This is a genomic window from Aquimarina sp., from assembly GCF_977115655.1.
Map to the genome: position 1 here is coordinate 1 of NZ_CDSBKO010000048.1, position 18,561 is coordinate 18,561.

The window sequence follows — 18,561 nt, forward strand, 5'->3', positions numbered from 1 at the left end:
TCACCAATACTTAATAACCGCATATAACAGTATTTTTAATTAAGAAATGGTATAACTTCTCACCAATACTTAATAACCGCATATAACAGTATTTTTAATTAAGAAATGGTATTACTATTTCTGCAAGTAGAGAAAAAGCACATTTGGAGTTAAAACTAATAATGAAAACGATACAGGCTAATTTTACGAAGGATACTACATTATTAATTCAAGGAGTGAAAGGAAAAGTGAGCAAGGAAGGAGAAATTGCAGATGCCAAAACAGAAATAGAACTGGAGAGATTTATTCAATCTTTTAATGAACGGATAACAAAACCCGATAAACAGCATTAACTTAAACTACAGGTACTATCATTACCAATAATAAAATCCGATCCAAAGTAGCTTACCAAAGACCAATTTATAATCCATTGGTTAAAACTTAGACAAGCTACTTTAGCAGATATATGTTAATCTCTTATTTTTTTAATAAAGGCACTAATTGTATCGGTTCCTTCATTGGTTAAATGCTTAATAAACGCAGATCCTATAATAGCTCCTTTTGCGGTTTTTGTGGCTTGAGTATACGTTTCAGAATTACTAATTCCAAAACCAACAATTTGAGGATTTTCTAAATCTAAGGATTGAATACGCTCAAAATATTGTTCCTGTATATCTCCAAAAGTATTTTTAGCTCCGGTAGTACTGGCAGAACTAACCATATAAATAAACCCGTTGGATACGCTATCGATAAATCGAATTCTCTCTTCAGAGGTTTGTGGGGTAATTAGAAAAACATTAATCAAACCATATTTTTCAAAAGTATCTTGATAATGCTCATGATACTCTGCTACCGGCAGATCAGGGATAATCAACCCATCGATACCAATTTCCTGACATTTAGCACAAAAAGCTTCTATACCATACTGCATCATTGGGTTAAAATATCCCATGATAATTAGAGGGATTTGTACAGATTTTCGAATGTCTTTAAGTTGCTCAAAAAGTATACTTGTAGTCATACCGTTTTTAAGGGCAATGGTAGAACTTTCTTGTATCGTTGGGCCATCTGCCAAAGGATCGCTAAAGGGTAATCCGATTTCGATCATATCTACCCCGTTTTTTTCAAGATCCTTAATTATTGTTACCGTATCATTTAAGGATGGATACCCGGCAGTAAAATATATAGATAGTAGTTTTTTGTCTTCTTTTAATTTTTCTTTTATTCTATTTTTCATGAGTATATGTATTTCCGTGAAGACGGTAATTTTTACAATTTAAAATATTCGATATAGGTGTCCAGATCTTTATCTCCCCGACCAGAAAGACTTATTACTATAACATCATCGGGTTTAAATTTTTTCTCCTTAAAAATTGCCAGTGCATGCGAGGATTCTATCGCAGGTATAATACCTTCTAATTGTGATAATTCTAATCCTGCTGCCATTGCATCATCATCGGTAACCGAATAAAACTCCCCGCGACCTGTTTTATATAAATGCGAGTGTAATGGCCCTACACCAGGGTAATCTAATCCGGCAGAAATAGAGTATGGCTCTGTTATTTGCCCGTCGGGGGTTTGCATTAATAAAGTTTTACAACCATGAATAATACCTTCTTTTCCTAATTGGGATGTAGCGGCACTCTCCCCGCTATGCACACCTTTTCCTGCAGCTTCTACGGCTATAATACCAACACTTGGTTCTTCTAAGAAATGATAATAAGTGCCTGCTGCATTGCTGCCGCCTCCTATACAAGCAACTACATAATCCGGATTTTCTCTTCCTTCTTTTTCTTTAAGCTGCCATTTAATTTCTTCAGAAATTATAGATTGAAATCTGGTTACCATATCCGGGTATGGGTGTGGTCCTATTGCAGATCCAATAATATAATGAGTATCGACAGGATTATTGATCCAATCCCGTATCGCCTCGTTAGTAGCATCTTTTAAAGTTTTACTACCAGATTTTGCAGGCCTAACTTCGGCACCAAGCATTTTCATACGAGCCACATTAGGAGCTTGTCGTTTAATATCGATTTCTCCCATATACACGATACACTGTATTCCCATTAAGGCACATACTGTTGCGGTTGCTACCCCATGCTGTCCAGCTCCAGTTTCTGCAATGATTCTGTTTTTACCTAATTTTTTAGCTACCAGAATTTGCCCGATAGTGTTATTTACTTTGTGGGCTCCTGTATGGTTTAGATCTTCACGTTTTAGATATACTTTGGTGTTATATTTTTTAGAAAGACGCTCGGCATAAAACAGGGGAGAAGGGCGACCTACATAATCTTTTAATAACTGATTAAACTCTTCTTTAAAAGAAGGCTCATTCATAATATCCAAATATGTTGTTCTTAATTCCTCTACATTAGGATATAGCATTTCCGGGATGTATGCTCCTCCAAAAACCCCATAATATCCTTTTTCGTTAACTTGGTAATTCATGTGTTTTAGTTTCTGGTTTTTAGTAAATGGATACTATTGCTTTACTATTGAAAGCAATTAGCAGCCTGTTGACAATAATTTTTTAAATTTTTTTAGTTCTTCTATGTTTTTTAATCCTGGTTGGATTTCAAACCTGCTGTTTATATCTATAGCATATAAATATTTAGATTCAGGTAGGTTTAAAAAAGATAAAACAGAATCTATTTCTTCTACACCAATACCGCCACTTAAGATAAACGGAGTAGAGGAGGAGTAATTTTTTAAAACACTCCAATCAAAGGTGTATCCATTACCTCCTTTTTCTTTTCCTTTGGTATCGAATAAAAAACAATCTACAATGTCTTCGTAAGGTTTTAGTACATCAAAATCAAATGTGTCTTTAATAGAAAATACTTTCCAGATTTCGATTTTATCATCTCCAGGAGACCTCACAGGTTTTGAAGATTTATGCGGTCTATCGATAGAAATTAAAGTGTCCTTTATTTTTTTACAATATGTAGCAGGTTCTGCACCATGTAATTGCACTGCTTTAAAATCGTGTTGTTTTACTTTTTCTATAATAAAATCTATAGAAGCATCTACAAATACGCCGGTTTTTTTAATAGTATTTGGCATTTTTGAAATTTTTCCTTCAAAGTTTCTTGGGGATTTTTCATAGAAAATAAACCCTAAATAATCTGGTTGTAACAGAGCTACTTCCTCAATATTTTCAGGAAATTTCATTCCACAGATTTTTATTTTCACTTTCCGGTTTTTCAATGTGTCAAATATTTGGTTCTATCAGGATATTAGTATTATCAAAATTAATATCGTGTGCAAAATTATATACTTCGCTAAAACTGTTTAACATATTTGGTTCTTCGATATCTGCTAATAGTTTTCGTATTAGTTTAGACTCAAAATTATGTTTTTTAGAAGTCGAATATTTTACTAGTTGACTACCAATGGTTTTATAGAACAGTTTTTCGATAGTAGTTTTGTCTTTGGGTTCTTCATCTACTAACTCTATTTCGACATCACATTTTCTTAAAATACTAGTGATTATATAATGTGTAGGAACATTTTTGGTTAGTGTGATGTTTACTTGCTCTTCTTTAGTTTCTGCTGCGCGAAGGATACCTTTTGCAACATAATCTACAGGTACGATATTTAGTCCGCCATCCATATTTAGTGCCATTCTTATTTTTCCTAAATCGGGGTATAGTTTTTTCATTTTTTTAAAAAACTCTCCGATAGAATAGAAAACGATATATCGACTGCTCACAAATTTGGGAAAATCCAGAAGTCTTCCAGACACTACACTTGGTCTAACAATAGTACAGCTAAAATCATTTTCTTTTGCGATTTGCAGGACTAGTTTTTCAACTTTCATTTTATAGGCTTCGTAAAAGTTTCTGAACGTAAAATCGGTTACAGAATGGTAATCATCTGTGATTTCACCTTCTATTTCGCCTCTGGAAAAGGCAGTGCTTACAAAAACTAATTTTTTTATTCTGGTCTTGATTATTTCAAAAAAAGCTTGTGTATTATGGTAGTTTATGTTGGTAATCTCGTTTTTAGCTTTTTCGGTATTACTTAGGTTTACAGAAGCTGCCAGATGGTAAACGGTTATTTTATTTCCTGCCTCTTTTGGAATTTCAAAATCCTGTATTTCTCCTTCGATAATATGCACGTATTTTTCTATATACGCTTTGTAAAAAGGAGCTATTTTTTGCGGTATTAGTTGTTCTGTAAAAACTTCGTCTAATAAACGTTGTTTAGCCGACTTTTTAGGTTGTTTTCGGATTAGCACATAAATAGTTGCTTCTTCATTTTTTATATATAAATCAAATAATAACTCATACAATACATGTGAACCTATGTTACCTGTTACTCCTGTTATTAGTGCAGTATTCATTTTATTACTTTAGCTCTTTAATAAATTCTGTAGCACTGGCACCCGGATTTTCTGTTTTCATAAAATTTTCGCCAATAAGAAAACCTTTATAACCATATTGTTTTAAGTCTTTGATAGCTTCGATACTACTAATACCGCTTTCTGAAACTTTTACAAAATCATCGGGAATATGTGAACTAAGTTGTTTGCTTATATCGGTACTAACGTCAAAGGTTTTTAGGTTTCGATTATTTACTCCTAACATATCTATAGAAGGCATGATAGATTTTTCTAACTCTTCCTGATTGTGTACTTCTAATAAAACATCCAGAGAGAGAGTCTTTGCAAATTCAGACAAAGATTTTATTTCTTCTCGGGATAAAACAGCAGCAATTAATAAAATTACATCAGCACCATAGGCTTTTGCTTCTAACAATTGATATTGGTCGATAATAAACTCTTTGCGAAGCAAAGGTATTGTTGCTGCAGCTCTGGATAATAAAAGATCGTCCAAAGATCCTCCAAAGTATTTGCCATCTGTTAATACAGACATACCACATGCCCCGGCAGTTTCATACCCCAAAGCTACATCTTGTACACTCAATTTTTGATTAATCACCGCTCTGGATGGAGATCTGCGTTTGTGTTCTGCAATAATACCAGTAGTACTGTTTCTTAAAGCATGGGCTAATGAAGTGGTATTGCGATCAAATAAGGCGGCTTGCTCTAATTGTTTAATCGGAATCAAACTTTTTTTAAGTTCTACTTCTTTATGTTTATCTGCTACTATTCTATCTAGGATATTCATTTAATCTGTAGTCATTAGTTATTAGATGTGTTTTTTTTATCAGAAATAACGTGCTCAATTTTTATAATAGTCATTTTTGCTATCTGGTACTCTTCGTTATACTTTATATAATGGGTTTGCTTTTTTTATTTCGTCGTTCATTAGTAATCGAATAGATTCAAAATAATCAGATTCAAAAGCAATAGCAGCAACTTCATAGATTAAAAAATTATAGTCGTATTCTTTTTCTATATTTCCGTTAGAGTTTATCAAATCGATATAAAACATATCTACTTTTACTTTATTTAATTTTCCGTAGAATAAATCTCCTTCATTATCCTGAAATTCAAACAAACCATATTTTTTTTCAGACCATTTTAATATTTCAAGAACACTATCCAGGGATAAAGACTCCGGAGTTTTTGTTTCGATTTTTTTAAGTTGTAGAACCCTTGCTATTTTTTCTTCTTTCGTTTTGGATTTTCTTTTTTCGACAACACTTTTTTTGTAAATTTTATATCCGTCGATAACATAGTCTACAGGAATATATTTCACTAAAATCCAATCTTCATTTTCATCTATAAGTAGTCCTGTTTCTTTTTCTTTCCAATCTTTGATTTTATATGTTTCTACTTTCATGTGTGAATGGTTTTTATGATGAATTAATTCCTGCTAAGTTCTTGTATTTTTTTTAATGCAGTAAGCCCTTTTTTGGATAGTAAGGATTCTTTTGCTTTTTCAAAACCTTGTTTTGGGGATAAGCCTTCTACAGTTGCAATGGCCATACCTGCGTTTGCACAAACTACATTGTTTTGAGCTTCGGTTCCTTTACCGCTTAAAATATTCATAAAAATAGTTGCAGATTCTTCGATAGTATCTCCTCCTGCAATTTCTTCCTGGCGCAGTGTTGGTACTCCAAAATCTAAAGGAGTTAGCATTCCTTCGGTAGTATTGGATATTGTTTTGGTGCTTCCTGTAAGCGAAATTTCGTCATACCCATCCAAAGCGTGTAGGATAGTAAAGTTTTTATTGGTGTTTTGATAAAGATAACCGTACATTCTGGCAAGTTCGAGATTAAAAACCCCTACTATCTGGTTTTTTGGAAATGCCGGATTTACCATAGGCCCGAGCATATTAAAAAATGTTTTTACGCCTAATTCTCTTCGAATCGGAGCAACATTTTTCATAGCGGGATGAAATAGTGGTGCATGTAATACACATATTCCTGCCTCGTCTATACTACGTTTTAAAAAATCTTTATCGTTACTAAATTTGATGCCAAGATGCTCCATAACATTAGAACTGCCACAGGTAGAAGAAACACCATAGTTACCATGTTTGGTGACTTTGATTCCTGCGCCTGCAGATACAAAAGAAGAAAGTGTGGAGATATTAAAAGTATCTTTACCATCCCCACCGGTACCACATAGATCTACAGGGTTATAGTCGTTTAAATCTATTGCTATACAAAGTTCTAACAACGCATCCCTAAAGCCTTCCAACTCTTCTACAGTAATGCTGCGCATCATAAATACAGTAAGAAAGGATGCTATTTGACTTTGGTTATATTCACCTTTTGAAATATTGACCAAAACACTATTGGCTTCTTCTTTAGAGATGGTTTCGTGATTGATTAATCGGTTGAGTAAGTTTTTCATACTATTATGTTTTACATCTTATAGGGTTTTTAAACCTTAAGATTGTATTAGTTATTAACCCAATTTTCTAACATCTTTTTTCCGTCGGGAGTTAAGACAGATTCTGGATGAAATTGAACCCCACGTACATCTAATTCTTTATGGCGAAGAGACATTATTTGACCGTTTTCATCATAAGAGGTAACCTGTAAACAATCTGGCAGGTTTTGGTTTGCTACTACCCAGGAGTGATATCTGCCAACATTAAACGAAGTGTTGAGCCCATTAAACAAGAACTCATCTGTTACCGATAGTGTTACACTGGTTGCAACACCATGATATACATCGTTTAGATTGGTAAGTGTGCCGCCAAATACTTCGCCTATTGCTTGTTGTCCCAGACAAACACCAAAAATACTTTTGGTACTTGCATATTTACGAATAATATCTTTTAATAATCCTGCTTCGTCGGGTATTCCCGGACCGGGAGATAATAGGATTTTTTGATATGATTCTATATCTTCTAATTGTAATTGATCATTACGTTTTACGGTAACTTCGCAGCCTAAATCTTCTAAATAATGAACGAGATTATAAACAAACGAATCGTAGTTATCTATTACTAATATTTTTTTGCTCATTTTGTTTTTATATTTCTTCAGCTAGTTTTAGCGCTTTTGTTAATGCCCCCAGTTTGTTATATACTTCTTGTAATTCGTTTTCTTCTTTGGATTCGTTTACCAGTCCTGCTCCTGCCTGCCAGTGTAATTGGTGGTTTTTGCTTAAAAAGGTTCGAATCATGATTGCGTGATTAAAGTTTCCTGAAAAATCCATAAAACCTATTGCTCCACCATAAAAATCACGGTTTACATTTTCATATTTTTCGATAAGTTGCATCGCCATGTGTTTTGGAGCACCACTTAAAGTACCGGCAGGAAAAGTGTCTGCAACTATTTGCATGGTAGAAGTATTTTTGTGTTTTTTACCAGTTACTTTACTTACCAAATGGATTACATGAGAGTAAAATTGTACTTCCCTGTAGTTTTCAACAGTAACATTGTTTCCGTTTCGGCTAAGATCATTTCTTGCCAGATCTACCAGCATAACATGTTCTGCATTTTCTTTTTCATCTACCGATAGTTTTTTAGCAAGCTCGGCATCTTGTTCATCGTTTCCTGTACGTTTAAAAGTTCCTGCGATAGGGTGAATTTCGGCAATATCTCCTTTTACCACTAATTGTGCCTCGGGAGAGCTACCAAATATTTTGAAATTTCCATAGTCAAAGTAAAAAAGGTAGGGAGAAGGGTTAATACTGCGTAAGGCGCGATATACATTAAACTCGTCTCCTTTAAATTTTTGCGAAAAACGTTTGGATAGTACTAATTGAAAAACATCTCCTCTGTGGCAATGTTTTTTAGCCAGACCAACATGTTCTTTGTATTGCTCATCATTAAGATTAGAGGTTGTATTGCCAATTGTAGTAAAATTATAGGAAGCAAAATTTTTGACTTTCAGCAAAGATTCGATTTCTGCAATATTACTTTCTGATTGATAGCAGTGCGCAAAAATATACGCTTCGTTTGTAAAATTACTAATAGCAATAATGTTTTGGTATACCGTATATTGCATATCGGGAATATCAAGACTTCCTTGTTTTTTGGTGATAGATATATCCTCAAAATAGCGAACTGAATCATAGGAAATATATCCAAATAACCCGTTATTAATAAACTTAAAATCACTTTTTGAGGTTTCAAACCGGTTTCCAAACTGTTCTACTACAGCAGGAATATTAGTGTCTTTGGTTATAGGTGTTTCTGTAACCGTTTTATCCGGAAAGTTTTGATAAATAATTTCGTTTTCTATTTTAAAAGAGGCGATAGGATTGCAGCAGATATAAGAAAAACTATTTTCACTACCTCTATAATCGTTGTTTTCTAATAATAAACTATTAGGAAATCGATCTCTGATTTTTAGATAAACACTTACCGGAGTAAAAGTGTCTGCCAGAATTTGTTTGAAATGTGTGGTTAATTTATAGTTCATTTTATTCTTTAATGATTTATAATTAAAATCTTTGGTTTTAAGTAATAAAAAAAGGCTTGTCGTGAATTTGACAAGCCTTTGATATGTTTACTTAACATAATTACAGGATTTATCTCACGACCTTTTCGTTTTGAGATAACCACCACCAATTATTTGTTAAGATTGTTTTCATTTTTATGATTGTTGCTCCAAATATATAAATTATTTATAAGTAGAGAAAATAAAAATTACATTTTTAAATTAACGGTTAATTCAAACTCATCGTTAATTGCTTTGTCTCCTAAATTGTCAAAGAAACTTCCTGATCCGTATTTTATATCGTATTTAGTTCTGTCTACACTAACAGTTGTAGTAGCGGTATCTCCTTTTATACTAAGATCAAATGTTATAGGATTTGTTTTTCCTTTGATGGTAAGGTTTCCAGAGATTTTGTAGCTGTCTTTGGTTTTTAATGTTTTTGCAATCACAAGTTTTGCGGTTTTATGGTTTTCTGTCCCAAAAAAATCTTCAGAATTTAAGTGCCCTTCTAATTTTTCTTTCCCTTTTCCTGCTTCCAGATCCGTTACAGCAAGAGTGGTCATATCTACAACAAACTCTCCACCGGTAATTTTATCTCCTTCAAACACAAGAAACCCTTCAGATAAATTTAATGTACCGGTATGGGATCCGGTAACTTTTTTTCCTGTCCAGTTTATGGTGCTTTCTGAAGCTTTAATTTCTTTTTTTTGTGCAAAAGCCAATGTTGTAGAGATTACTGCAATGGCTAGGATTAATGATTTAAGTCTGGTTTTCATAATTTTAAATATAAGTTATTGTTAAGTGTTAATTATTTATTTAAGTTTCTCAATTTATTAAGTAATTCATTTAATTGTATTAAATCTTTTTCTGTTAGATTTGAAGTTATTTCATTTTCGAATTTTGCCATTACAGGGCTTACTTTATCCAGAAACAATTTTCCTTTCTGGCTGATAGTAATTTCGACTTTTCTTCGATTGGATTTGCAAGTCACTCTTTTTACATATCCTTTGGTTATAAGTTTATCTACTAATCGGGTAGTATTACTCATCTTGGTCACCATCCTTTCTTGTATAGTAGAAAGATTGGCAGGCTTGTCCTTTTGCCCTTTTAAAATCCGAAGTACATTAAATTGTTGAAGAGATATGTCATGGCTTTTCAATTCTATGTTAATTTTATCCATTACCCAATTCTCTGTATACAATAGATTTACTATCACTTTTTTTGAAAGAGGAAGTTCTGTTTCTGTTTTTATGATTTCTTCTATATTCAATTGTATGTACAAAATTTGTATATACAAATGTATGATGGTTTTTGCCTTAAAAAACGGAAATTGATATTAATTCTTTGTTAAAGTTAGATTTAGAAGTTAGGTTAAATAGTATTATTGCCATTCAGAATAGGGTTGCTATATAAGTGAGTATTAATGAAAAATTTTTTGAAAAAATTTAGATAAAATACAGAAACCTTGTTAATTTTCTTTTGCCTGAGTAATGGTTTTGATAAATTAGTGGTATGTCAAGATGGATTGTATATAGTTTTTTGATAATAGCTTTTGCAAATTGCAAAGGAGAGAAAACTGTGGCTTTGGATGCTACCAATGTTTTTGAAAGTAAAGGTGTGGAAATACCTGTTTATGATTTTGAAAGTTTTAAACCTCTTTTAACAATTGCCGACGGAAAAACAAGGGTAGTTAATTTTTGGGCTACATGGTGCAAACCTTGTGTTGCAGAGCTACCGTATTTTGAATTGATAAACAGCAAATACCCGGAAGATAAAGTAGAGGTTATCCTGGTGAGTCTGGATCTTCCTAGTCAGGTAGAGTCAAAGCTTATTCCGTTTATTAAAAAGCAAAAAATACAAAGTAAAGTGGTTTTGCTAGATGATCCGGATGCTAATAGTTGGATACCCAAAGTGCATAAAAATTGGTCAGGATCTATCCCGGCAACCATAATATACAAGGATGGAACTGTTAATTTTTATGAAAGATCTTTTACATATAATGAGTTGGAAAAAGAACTAAAAAAGATATTATAATATATTTTCAAATATAAATTCTCTAAATAAATTTAATATAGATGAAAACTTTAAAGATTTTGGTCGGAATAGCTTTTGTGATTGCAGTAAGTGCTTTTGCTTTAGATAAAGTATCTGGTAATAAAATTGTTAAAGGGTATACGATTGGGGATGTAGCTACAGATTTTAAATTAAAAAATATAGACGAAAACTACGTTTCTTTGGCAGATTATAAAAATGCCAAAGGTTTTATTATAATTTTTACTTGCAACCATTGCCCTTATTCTGTTGCTTATGAAGACAGGATTATAGCATTAGATGCAAAATTTAAGCCATTGGGGTATCCGGTAATTGCTATAAACCCTAATAACCCAAAATCTTATCCCGAAGATAGTTTTGATAATATGAAAATAAGAGCCAGAGAAAAAGGTTTTACGTTTCCTTATTTATTGGATGACGGGCAAGTAATATATCCTCAATACGGAGCCACTAAAACACCTCATGTCTATGTTGTAGAGAAGACAGATAAAGGTAATGTAGTTAAATATATTGGAGCTATAGACAATAATTATAAGGACGCTAATACAGCAACTCAAAAATATGTTGAGGATGCGGTACATGCATTGTTAAAAGGCGAGAAAGTTCCTGTACAAATCACAAAAGCTATAGGATGTAGTGTTAAAGCATAATTTTTTATAAACGTGTTTGATTAAGGTTTACCCAAAAAAATGAATATATTCCTGAAAACATAACTTGTAGGTTTGCTCTGGAGTATTAATTCTTTTTCTTATTTTTATAAACAAATTGTTTAGTTTTTATACGATTTATAAAGTACTTTTTATATTTGTAAGGATTATAAATAGTAAGAGTCTAATTTTTAAGCATAATAAAGTTATAATGACAGAAGATATTACAAAAGAAGAATGGCAAGAACAAATAGCCAAGGATAGTAATGCAGTTATTTTGGATGTAAGAACAGAAGAGGAGGTAGAGGATGGTTATATTCCAAATATGATAAACATTGATATTCGTATGGGACAGGGGTTTCTTGATGAAATAGCAAAATTAGATACTTCTAAAAATTATTATGTGTATTGTCGTTCAGGGGCAAGAAGTGCTCAGGCTTGTACATTAATGAATCAAATGGGATTTTCTAACACTTATAACCTGATAGGAGGTTTTATGAATTGGGATGGAGAAATCGCCGAATAATTTATAACATGATCTTAAAAAAAATAATAATAGTAATCTTTGTTTTTTTATCCGCATTTGGCTGTAATAAAATAGAAAACACATCTGTAGTAGAGTTGATTACAGTAGAAGAGATGGATTCTCTTTTGCAAATGGGAAAGGTACAACTTGTAGATGTACGAACTCCCCAAGAATATAGAGAAGGTTATATTGAAGGAGCTTTGAATATTGATTTCAGGAATGAAAATTTTGAAGAACTTATACTTAAAGTAGACAAAACCAAACCTGTAGCTGTATATTGTGCAAAAGGAGGAAGAAGCAGCAAATGTTCTGCATTTATGAAAAAAGCAGGTTTTACCAAAATTTATGACCTTGACGGAGGGATTACAGAATGGAAATATAAAGGTAAAGATATTGTTCAATAACAATAATGTTAACTGTTATAAATCGAAGCAGTTTAAACTTTTTTTCAATTTGCTGTAAAATGCTCTTTTTTGTCAGAATTAAAAAAGTTTAAACTATTTTATCGAGAAAGCTGAATTTCTAACTTAACAACAAGGAGAAATTCAGCTTTTTTTAAAAAGGCAATCCTTTATAAAAAGTATCATTTACTAATCTGGCACTACCCAAAAGGATTGCATTTTCTTTAAGCTCACTTTTATGTATTTTAATGGTACAACCTAATGATTTAAGTTTTTTTTCGAGATTTACAGCAAAAAACGGCCATGCTTTAGCAATACTTCCTCCTATAACCATAGCTTCTGCATTATAAGATTGCAGCCATGGGCTTAAGAAATCTCCTAAATTTTCAGAAAACTCACTAAAAATCTGTTGCACGACAGTGTCGTTTTTTAAAGAAGCTTCTGTTAGCTCATCTATGGTTTTAATTGTTATGTTGGTGAGCTCTTTGTAACGTTTTGTAAACCATCGAGTAGAAAAGAAATCATCTGCAATTCCGTCTTTATAAGAAATATGGTATAATTCTCCATCTTTAGGTATTCCTTCTCCAGAACGCAAAGGAAGCCCATGAAAAAGAAAAGTAGCCCCAAATCCAGCTCCCAAAGTTATTCCTAACCCTCTTCTAACAGATTTAAGTTTTCCTTTCCATACTTCGCCAATACCAAAACAAGCTGCATCATTATAAAAACGAACAGGAAGATTGTCTGGTAATTGTAATTTCTTTTTTAGTATTTCTTTTATGTTTAAACAAAAGAGCGAAGTATATTTTTGTTGCATTTTAAATGCAAAAATACCGTTGTAATAATCAAAGGGACCGGGAACGGCAATACCAATTCCTTGTATGGGTTCCTCTAGTGTATCTATAGCTTTTTGTATAGCAAATAGCCATCGCTCTAATATTTCGTCGGCTTTTGCCTTGTTGTCTACAGAAATAGAAACCAGGTTAGTTTCTGATAACTTGTTTGTTTTGCTGTCTACTCCAGCTACAGTAATATAATTACCACCAATATCTACCCCTAATATCATAGTTGTTTTATGTATATTTTATTCAGTGCCATCTATTTAAAGTTTTGGCTAATTGCAAAACCACATTTTAAATAGTTTTTTAGCCAAGGTTAATGTTCTTATTCTCAAGAAAATATCATATTTCTGATAATAATGAATTTTTTTTGGCAAATTAATGATATTTCACAAGAAACCTCAAGGTTTTTTCTTGAGGTTTCTTAATTAATATAAAAACTAGCACACAATTATGCTACGGGGTAATTTTTGGAGTGTTACTCATTTCAAAAATAATCTCACCGCCATTAACTATATCTTTGTGAGAAATTGTAATATCATTGATAATTTTACCATTTACTGTAATCTGATGGACATATATATTGTCCTTACTTTGGTTTTTAGCAATTATAACAAGGTCTTTTCCGTTTTCCAAATGTAGTATAGCTTCTTTGATCAGAGGACTTCCTATTGCATAATTTGGAGATCCCGGGGTAACAGGATAAAAACCTAAACTACTGAATATATACCAGGCGCTCATCTGTCCTGCATCATCATTACCACACAATCCATCAACAGTAGGGCCATACATAGTGTTCATAATCATACGAACACGTTCTTGGGTTTTATGTGGTTTTCCTGTCCAGTTGTACAGATAAGGAATATGATGGCCCGGTTCATTGCCATGTACATAATTTCCGATAATTCCATCTCGGGTTATATCCTCGTGTTTTTCGATATATTTATCTTCTAGTTTCATGGTAAATAAAGAGTCCAGATGTTGGCTAAAACGTTCATTTCCTCCCATCATTTTTACCATTTTTTCTAGTTGGTGAGGAACATACAAGCCATAATTCCATGCATTTCCTTCAATAAATCCTTGTCCGTGCGTGTCTAAAGGGTCAAATTCTTTTCTAAATTCTCCATTCGCTAATTTAGGACGCATATATGCAATTTTTGGATCATATACGTTATTGTAGTATTCTGACCGGTTTAAAAATGTATCTGTAGTTTCTTTATCATTGTTGCTTTTTGCAATTTGAGCTATACACCAATCATTATAAGCAAGTTCTAAAGTTTTAGAAACAGAAGAGTGGCTTTTGTCGTCCGGGACATATTGGTATTTGATGTAATCTCCTAAACCATCAAAATAAGGAACATTGGCGGTACTAACAGAAGCTTCCAGAGCTTTCTTTTGATCAAAATCCCCTACATTTTTAACAATAGCATCTGCAATTACCGAAGTTGCATGATATCCTATCATACACCAATTTTCATTGGCATAATGACTCCAGATAGGTAACATGTGGTGTACACTTTGCTCTTGGTGTGCAAGCATAGATTTAATCATATCATTGTTACGACCGGGTTGGGTAATGTTAAATAAAGGGTGCAATGCCCTATATGTGTCCCAAAGGGAAAAGACGGAGTAATTTGTAAAATTTTCAGAAACATGTATGTTTTGGTCTAATCCAAGATAGCTGCCATCTACATCTTCATAAAGAACAGGGCTAAGCATGGTATGGTAAAGAGCAGTATAAAATGTAGTTTTATCTGCTTCGGTAATAGTTTTTACTTCAATTTTTGATAGTTCGTCATTCCATTTTTGTTGCGTCTCTGTTTTTGTTTTTTCAAAGTCCCAATCAGGCAATTCTGCCTGTAAATTTTTTAAAGCACCGGCAGTACTAACAGACGATAATGCAAACTTGATATTAATTTTTTCATTGGCTTGAGTTTCAAAATTAAAATAAGCTCTGATATCTTTTCCTGCCATTTCAGGAAAATTATTTTGCTGTTCAAATCGGCGATAAAAGCCATCATATTTTACAGAATCATATTTTTGATGTCCGTAGCTATTGAATGGCTTAGAAAACTGCATGGCAAAAAACACTTTTTTAGTTCTTGCCCATCCTTTGGTTTGTCTGTAGCCAGTTATTAAAGAATCATTTTCTACGCGTAAGAAAGTCCATACATTTTTATCATCATGATGGTATACATTATATACCAAATCTAAAATGATATGTGCATCTTTTGTTTCAGGAAAAGTATATTGATGAAACCCTACACGTTCTGTAGCAGTAAGTTCTGCGGTAATGTTATAGTCTTTCAGCTTTACTTTGTAATATCCGGGAGATGCAGACTCTTCTTCATGAGAAAATGCAGAGTAGAACCCTTTTGTGTCGTTTTTGGTTTTTATGGGGTCAAGAATTAGGTCACCTGTAGTTGGCATTACCAAAAAATCTCCCAGATCCGAGTGCCCTGTACCACTAAGATTGGTATGAGAAAAACCAATTATGGTAGTGTCCCTGTATTGGTATCCCGCACAGTATTCATAAGTTTCTTTATTATAGCTGCCGTCGTCATTAAACATTACTTCAAAATTTGTTTGCGGACTTAGTTGTACCATTCCAAAAGGAGCTGTTGCACCCGGATAGGTATGCCCCATCTTGCTGGTGCCAATAAAAGGATTTACGTATTGGGTAAAATCTGGTTTTTGAGCAGTTTTTGATACCGGAGCTTGAATTGCAGGATCTATAGGGTTTTTCTTGCAAGAAGAAAAGCAAAGTATTCCGGTTAGTAAAAGAATTAAATGTTTCATTGTAATATGATTTTTATTGTCACTTTTATAAAAAGATGATTTTTATATGTTTTCTTTCAATAAAGGATAAAGGTTTATTTTTTTTAAGAACTAACTTTTTTTCTGCCATAAAAAACAATATATAAATAGCAGATTATAATAAGGATAAAAGCGGTTTTGAATCCTGTTTGATCTGATAGCAACCCAAATAGAGGAGGGATTATTGCTCCACCAACAATCATTGTACATAAAACACCGGATGCTTGTGGTTTTAGATCTTCTAAGCCTTCCAGAGATAAGGAAAATATTGTTGGGAACATGATAGAATTAAACAACCCTACTGCAAGAATACTCCACATAGCTATAAAACCAGAACTGGAAATAGAAACTAAAATTAATAGAACAGCTCCAATAGCAAAGAAACTTAAAACTTTGGCTGGTTTTATGATTTTTGTTAAATGGGCACCTATAAATCTGCCTATCATAGCCCCGCTCCAATAAAAAGTAACAAATGCACCTACGATTGCGTTGTTATCCATTTTTTCACTGTCAGCCCCAAGAATGCTTTCAGAAATATTTTTCATAAACCCACTTTCTTTAATTAATGTAGCAAGGTTCATATCCAAAAAGTAATTGATTAGATAACTGCCTATTGCAACTTCGGCTCCTACATATACAAATATCCCGATAGCTCCCATAACCAAAGATTTATTTTGCAAAACTTTTATATATCCTCCTTTTGGACTATTTTTTATTAGTTTTGGGAGCTTTATAAATATAAAAGCAAAGGCTAATAAAGCTACAAATATCGCAATACCAATAAAAGGGGATTGTACAGCGGCAGCTTCAGAAATATAATAATTTTCTTTGTCCAGATTACTTAAAGCGGCAATTTCTTTTGGGTTTTTAACTTTATCGCTTAAAATAAACATAGCTCCAATAGCTGGTGCTATAGTGGTTCCTAATGAGTTAAATGCCTGAGATAAGTTAAGCCTGCTAGAGGCGCTCTCTTCTGGTCCTAATACTGCTACATAAGGATTGGCAGCAACTTGTAGAATAGTAATCCCGCTGGCTAATACGAAATAGGCTAACATAAAAATACTAAATTCCCGATAGGATGCGGCAGGATAAAATAATAAACATCCTGCTGCAAGGGTTAGTAAACCTAATAGAATACCTTTTTTGTACCCTATTTTGGATAAAATAAAGCCTGAAGGGATGGACAATAAAAAATAGGCGCCAAAAAATGCAAACTGCACTAATCCTGCTTGAAAGTAGTTTAAAGTAAAGACTTCTCGAAGCCTTGGTATTAAAGAGTCGACAAGTACTGTTATAAATCCCCATAAAAAGAATAAGGATGTTAAAAATATAAAAGCACTTTTATATGTTTTATTATTTTTCAAAATAGAGTTTTTAGATTAAAAATGGTTATTATGTTTTTTTAATCCCTCATTGAGGGTTTTTAATTCCCCGAGGCTAGCCTCGAAAACAAAATATATTTTTAAAAGTATACCTCGTGAGCTTGCTACGAGGTTGTTGATTACAGCTTTTCAAATGATATATTGTTATAGTAAATAACCTTTTGTTTTGATTTAAAAACAAAGGCTTTTGTAAAATGCATCGTTTACCAATCTTGCCCCACCCAATAGTATTGCTTTTTCTTTTAAATCGCTTTGATATATTTTGGTAAAACACCCTTGTTTTTCTAGTTTTTGTTTAAAATTTTGGGCAAAAAAATCCCAGGCTTTAGATATATTACCCCCTATAACAATAGCATCTACCTCATACCCCTGTAACCAAGGCAATAGAAAGGTAGCTAAATTACTAGAAAATTCTTCGAATATTTGGGTTATATATGTATTAGGTTCAGGATTATTGGTTAAATCTTTTACCCCGTTAATAGTAATTCCTGTTAAGTCCTTATATTTTTTCACAAACCACCGGGTAGAGAAATACTCATCTGCTATACCATCTTTAAAAGGAATATTATATAGTTCTCCATTTTCAGGAACACCGTTGCCATGAAGCACAGGAAGCCCTTCAGATAAGAATGTGGTGCCAAAACCAGTTCCTAAGGTTATAGCTATTGATTTTTTTGCGGATTTAAGTTTTCCTTTCCATGCTTCTCCAATCCCAAAACAAGCTGCATCATTATAAAATCGCAGGGGGATATCATCAGACAAGGATAATCGTTGAGCAATAATTTTTTTGATATTTAAACCATATAATGAAGTAAATTTATGCTCCATTGTATATGCAAAAATACCTTTGTGATAATCAAAAGGACCAGGTATGGCAATACATATACCTTCTAATGGTTTTTCTTTGCTAATAGCGATACTTTTTTGCAAGGCAAAGATCCAATTATCTATAATGTTATTTGCCTTTGCGGTACTGTCCACTTTAATAGAGACTAAATTAGAATCTAGTATTTCATGGTTTTGGGTTTCAATACCGGCTACGGTAATATGACTTCCTCCTATATCTACTCCTAAAATCATTTGTTATTTTACTATTTGTTATTTAA

Annotated in this window: 20 protein-coding genes; 5 read left to right on the forward strand and 15 right to left on the reverse strand. The window is 32.9% G+C overall.

Going from position 1 to position 18,561, the window contains the following annotated elements; translation table 11 throughout:
• Positions 1-161 precede the first annotated feature (161 nt).
• Positions 162-332, forward strand: coding sequence for a hypothetical protein (locus ACZIYX_RS17575; RefSeq protein WP_462683562.1), 171 nt, complete (start codon positions 162-164; stop codon positions 330-332).
• Positions 333-448: 116 nt separating this feature from the next.
• On the opposite strand, the gene trpA is transcribed toward ACZIYX_RS17575, so the two are convergent.
• The 11 genes from trpA to ACZIYX_RS17630 all read right to left on the reverse strand — a co-directional run bounded on the left by trpA (position 449) and on the right by ACZIYX_RS17630 (position 10,091).
• Positions 449-1,216 (reverse strand): tryptophan synthase subunit alpha, encoded by a 768-nt coding sequence (gene trpA / locus ACZIYX_RS17580; protein WP_462683563.1) that lies wholly within the window; start codon positions 1,214-1,216, stop codon positions 449-451.
• Positions 1,217-1,248: 32 nt separating this feature from the next.
• Positions 1,249-2,430 (reverse strand): tryptophan synthase subunit beta, encoded by a 1,182-nt coding sequence (gene trpB, locus ACZIYX_RS17585; RefSeq protein ID WP_462683564.1) that lies wholly within the window; start codon positions 2,428-2,430, stop codon positions 1,249-1,251.
• 57 nt (positions 2,431-2,487) lie between these two features.
• Entirely contained in the window at positions 2,488-3,153 is a 666-nt protein-coding gene (locus ACZIYX_RS17590; RefSeq protein WP_462683565.1) for a phosphoribosylanthranilate isomerase, read from the reverse strand.
• A 40-nt stretch (positions 3,154-3,193) separates the two neighbouring features.
• Complete coding sequence (locus ACZIYX_RS17595; protein ID WP_462683566.1) at positions 3,194-4,327, reverse strand: SDR family oxidoreductase; 1,134 nt, start codon at positions 4,325-4,327, stop codon at positions 3,194-3,196.
• Between the two features lie 4 nt (positions 4,328-4,331).
• Positions 4,332-5,114: an indole-3-glycerol phosphate synthase TrpC gene (gene trpC, locus ACZIYX_RS17600; protein WP_462683567.1), complete on the reverse strand. Its 783-nt coding sequence runs from the start codon at positions 5,112-5,114 to the stop codon at positions 4,332-4,334.
• Between the two features lie 96 nt (positions 5,115-5,210).
• Positions 5,211-5,732, reverse strand: a complete 522-nt coding sequence (locus ACZIYX_RS17605; RefSeq protein ID WP_462683568.1) for a hypothetical protein — start codon at positions 5,730-5,732, stop codon at positions 5,211-5,213.
• Between the two features lie 23 nt (positions 5,733-5,755).
• The gene (gene trpD, locus ACZIYX_RS17610) at positions 5,756-6,751 is read right to left on the reverse strand and encodes an anthranilate phosphoribosyltransferase (protein WP_462683569.1); all 996 of its coding nucleotides are present in this window, start codon (positions 6,749-6,751) and stop codon (positions 5,756-5,758) included.
• A gap of 47 nt (positions 6,752-6,798) precedes the next feature.
• Entirely contained in the window at positions 6,799-7,371 is a 573-nt protein-coding gene (locus ACZIYX_RS17615) for an anthranilate synthase component II (RefSeq protein ID WP_462683570.1), read from the reverse strand.
• A gap of 7 nt (positions 7,372-7,378) precedes the next feature.
• The gene (locus ACZIYX_RS17620) at positions 7,379-8,776 is read right to left on the reverse strand and encodes an anthranilate synthase component I family protein (RefSeq protein WP_462683571.1); all 1,398 of its coding nucleotides are present in this window, start codon (positions 8,774-8,776) and stop codon (positions 7,379-7,381) included.
• A gap of 227 nt (positions 8,777-9,003) precedes the next feature.
• Positions 9,004-9,570: a YceI family protein gene (locus ACZIYX_RS17625; RefSeq protein WP_462683572.1), complete on the reverse strand. Its 567-nt coding sequence runs from the start codon at positions 9,568-9,570 to the stop codon at positions 9,004-9,006.
• 32 nt (positions 9,571-9,602) lie between these two features.
• Positions 9,603-10,091, reverse strand: a complete 489-nt coding sequence (locus tag ACZIYX_RS17630) for a MarR family winged helix-turn-helix transcriptional regulator (protein ID WP_462683573.1) — start codon at positions 10,089-10,091, stop codon at positions 9,603-9,605.
• Between the two features lie 215 nt (positions 10,092-10,306).
• Between ACZIYX_RS17630 and ACZIYX_RS17635 the strand changes: the two genes are divergently transcribed.
• The 4 genes from ACZIYX_RS17635 (at position 10,307) to ACZIYX_RS17650 (ending at position 12,423) form a co-directional block, all read left to right on the forward strand.
• Positions 10,307-10,828 (forward strand): TlpA family protein disulfide reductase, encoded by a 522-nt coding sequence (locus tag ACZIYX_RS17635; protein ID WP_462683574.1) that lies wholly within the window; start codon positions 10,307-10,309, stop codon positions 10,826-10,828.
• A 41-nt stretch (positions 10,829-10,869) separates the two neighbouring features.
• A complete protein-coding gene (locus ACZIYX_RS17640) occupies positions 10,870-11,496 on the forward strand; it encodes a thioredoxin family protein (RefSeq protein WP_462683575.1) in 627 nt (208 codons plus the stop codon).
• Between the two features lie 208 nt (positions 11,497-11,704).
• Complete coding sequence (locus ACZIYX_RS17645; RefSeq protein ID WP_462683576.1) at positions 11,705-12,019, forward strand: rhodanese-like domain-containing protein; 315 nt, start codon at positions 11,705-11,707, stop codon at positions 12,017-12,019.
• Between the two features lie 8 nt (positions 12,020-12,027).
• Positions 12,028-12,423, forward strand: a complete 396-nt coding sequence (locus ACZIYX_RS17650; protein WP_462683577.1) for a rhodanese-like domain-containing protein — start codon at positions 12,028-12,030, stop codon at positions 12,421-12,423.
• A 151-nt stretch (positions 12,424-12,574) separates the two neighbouring features.
• Here the strand turns inward: ACZIYX_RS17650 and ACZIYX_RS17655 are convergent, their stop codons facing one another.
• From ACZIYX_RS17655 to ACZIYX_RS17670, 4 genes are all read right to left on the reverse strand, one after another.
• Entirely contained in the window at positions 12,575-13,483 is a 909-nt protein-coding gene (locus ACZIYX_RS17655) for an ROK family protein (protein ID WP_462683578.1), read from the reverse strand.
• A gap of 229 nt (positions 13,484-13,712) precedes the next feature.
• Entirely contained in the window at positions 13,713-16,055 is a 2,343-nt protein-coding gene (locus tag ACZIYX_RS17660) for a GH92 family glycosyl hydrolase (RefSeq protein ID WP_462683579.1), read from the reverse strand.
• An 83-nt stretch (positions 16,056-16,138) separates the two neighbouring features.
• Positions 16,139-17,437, reverse strand: a complete 1,299-nt coding sequence (locus ACZIYX_RS17665) for a sugar MFS transporter (protein WP_462683580.1) — start codon at positions 17,435-17,437, stop codon at positions 16,139-16,141.
• Positions 17,438-17,626: 189 nt separating this feature from the next.
• Entirely contained in the window at positions 17,627-18,535 is a 909-nt protein-coding gene (locus tag ACZIYX_RS17670) for an ROK family protein (RefSeq protein WP_462683581.1), read from the reverse strand.
• Between the last annotated feature and the right edge of the window lie 26 nt (positions 18,536-18,561).

What these genes read in the sequence shown, in the direction of transcription:
- ACZIYX_RS17640 (WP_462683575.1), top strand. Translation starts at nt 10,870, where the DNA reads ATGAAAACTTTAAAGATTTTGGTCGGAATAGCTTTTGTGATTGCAGTA.
- ACZIYX_RS17615 (WP_462683570.1), bottom strand. Translation starts at nt 7,371, where the DNA reads ATGAGCAAAAAAATATTAGTAATAGATAACTACGATTCGTTTGTTTAT.
- trpB (WP_462683564.1), bottom strand. Translation starts at nt 2,430, where the DNA reads ATGAATTACCAAGTTAACGAAAAAGGATATTATGGGGTTTTTGGAGGA.
- ACZIYX_RS17655 (WP_462683578.1), bottom strand. Translation starts at nt 13,483, where the DNA reads ATGATATTAGGGGTAGATATTGGTGGTAATTATATTACTGTAGCTGGA.
- ACZIYX_RS17670 (WP_462683581.1), bottom strand. Translation starts at nt 18,535, where the DNA reads ATGATTTTAGGAGTAGATATAGGAGGAAGTCATATTACCGTAGCCGGT.
- ACZIYX_RS17625 (WP_462683572.1), bottom strand. Translation starts at nt 9,570, where the DNA reads ATGAAAACCAGACTTAAATCATTAATCCTAGCCATTGCAGTAATCTCT.
- ACZIYX_RS17595 (WP_462683566.1), bottom strand. Translation starts at nt 4,327, where the DNA reads ATGAATACTGCACTAATAACAGGAGTAACAGGTAACATAGGTTCACAT.
- ACZIYX_RS17635 (WP_462683574.1), top strand. Translation starts at nt 10,307, where the DNA reads ATGTCAAGATGGATTGTATATAGTTTTTTGATAATAGCTTTTGCAAAT.
- trpA (WP_462683563.1), bottom strand. Translation starts at nt 1,216, where the DNA reads ATGAAAAATAGAATAAAAGAAAAATTAAAAGAAGACAAAAAACTACTA.
- trpC (WP_462683567.1), bottom strand. Translation starts at nt 5,114, where the DNA reads ATGAATATCCTAGATAGAATAGTAGCAGATAAACATAAAGAAGTAGAA.
- trpD (WP_462683569.1), bottom strand. Translation starts at nt 6,751, where the DNA reads ATGAAAAACTTACTCAACCGATTAATCAATCACGAAACCATCTCTAAA.
- ACZIYX_RS17660 (WP_462683579.1), bottom strand. Translation starts at nt 16,055, where the DNA reads ATGAAACATTTAATTCTTTTACTAACCGGAATACTTTGCTTTTCTTCT.
- ACZIYX_RS17575 (WP_462683562.1), top strand. Translation starts at nt 162, where the DNA reads ATGAAAACGATACAGGCTAATTTTACGAAGGATACTACATTATTAATT.
- ACZIYX_RS17590 (WP_462683565.1), bottom strand. Translation starts at nt 3,153, where the DNA reads ATGAAATTTCCTGAAAATATTGAGGAAGTAGCTCTGTTACAACCAGAT.
- ACZIYX_RS17605 (WP_462683568.1), bottom strand. Translation starts at nt 5,732, where the DNA reads ATGAAAGTAGAAACATATAAAATCAAAGATTGGAAAGAAAAAGAAACA.
- ACZIYX_RS17620 (WP_462683571.1), bottom strand. Translation starts at nt 8,776, where the DNA reads ATGAACTATAAATTAACCACACATTTCAAACAAATTCTGGCAGACACT.
- ACZIYX_RS17650 (WP_462683577.1), top strand. Translation starts at nt 12,028, where the DNA reads ATGATCTTAAAAAAAATAATAATAGTAATCTTTGTTTTTTTATCCGCA.
- ACZIYX_RS17645 (WP_462683576.1), top strand. Translation starts at nt 11,705, where the DNA reads ATGACAGAAGATATTACAAAAGAAGAATGGCAAGAACAAATAGCCAAG.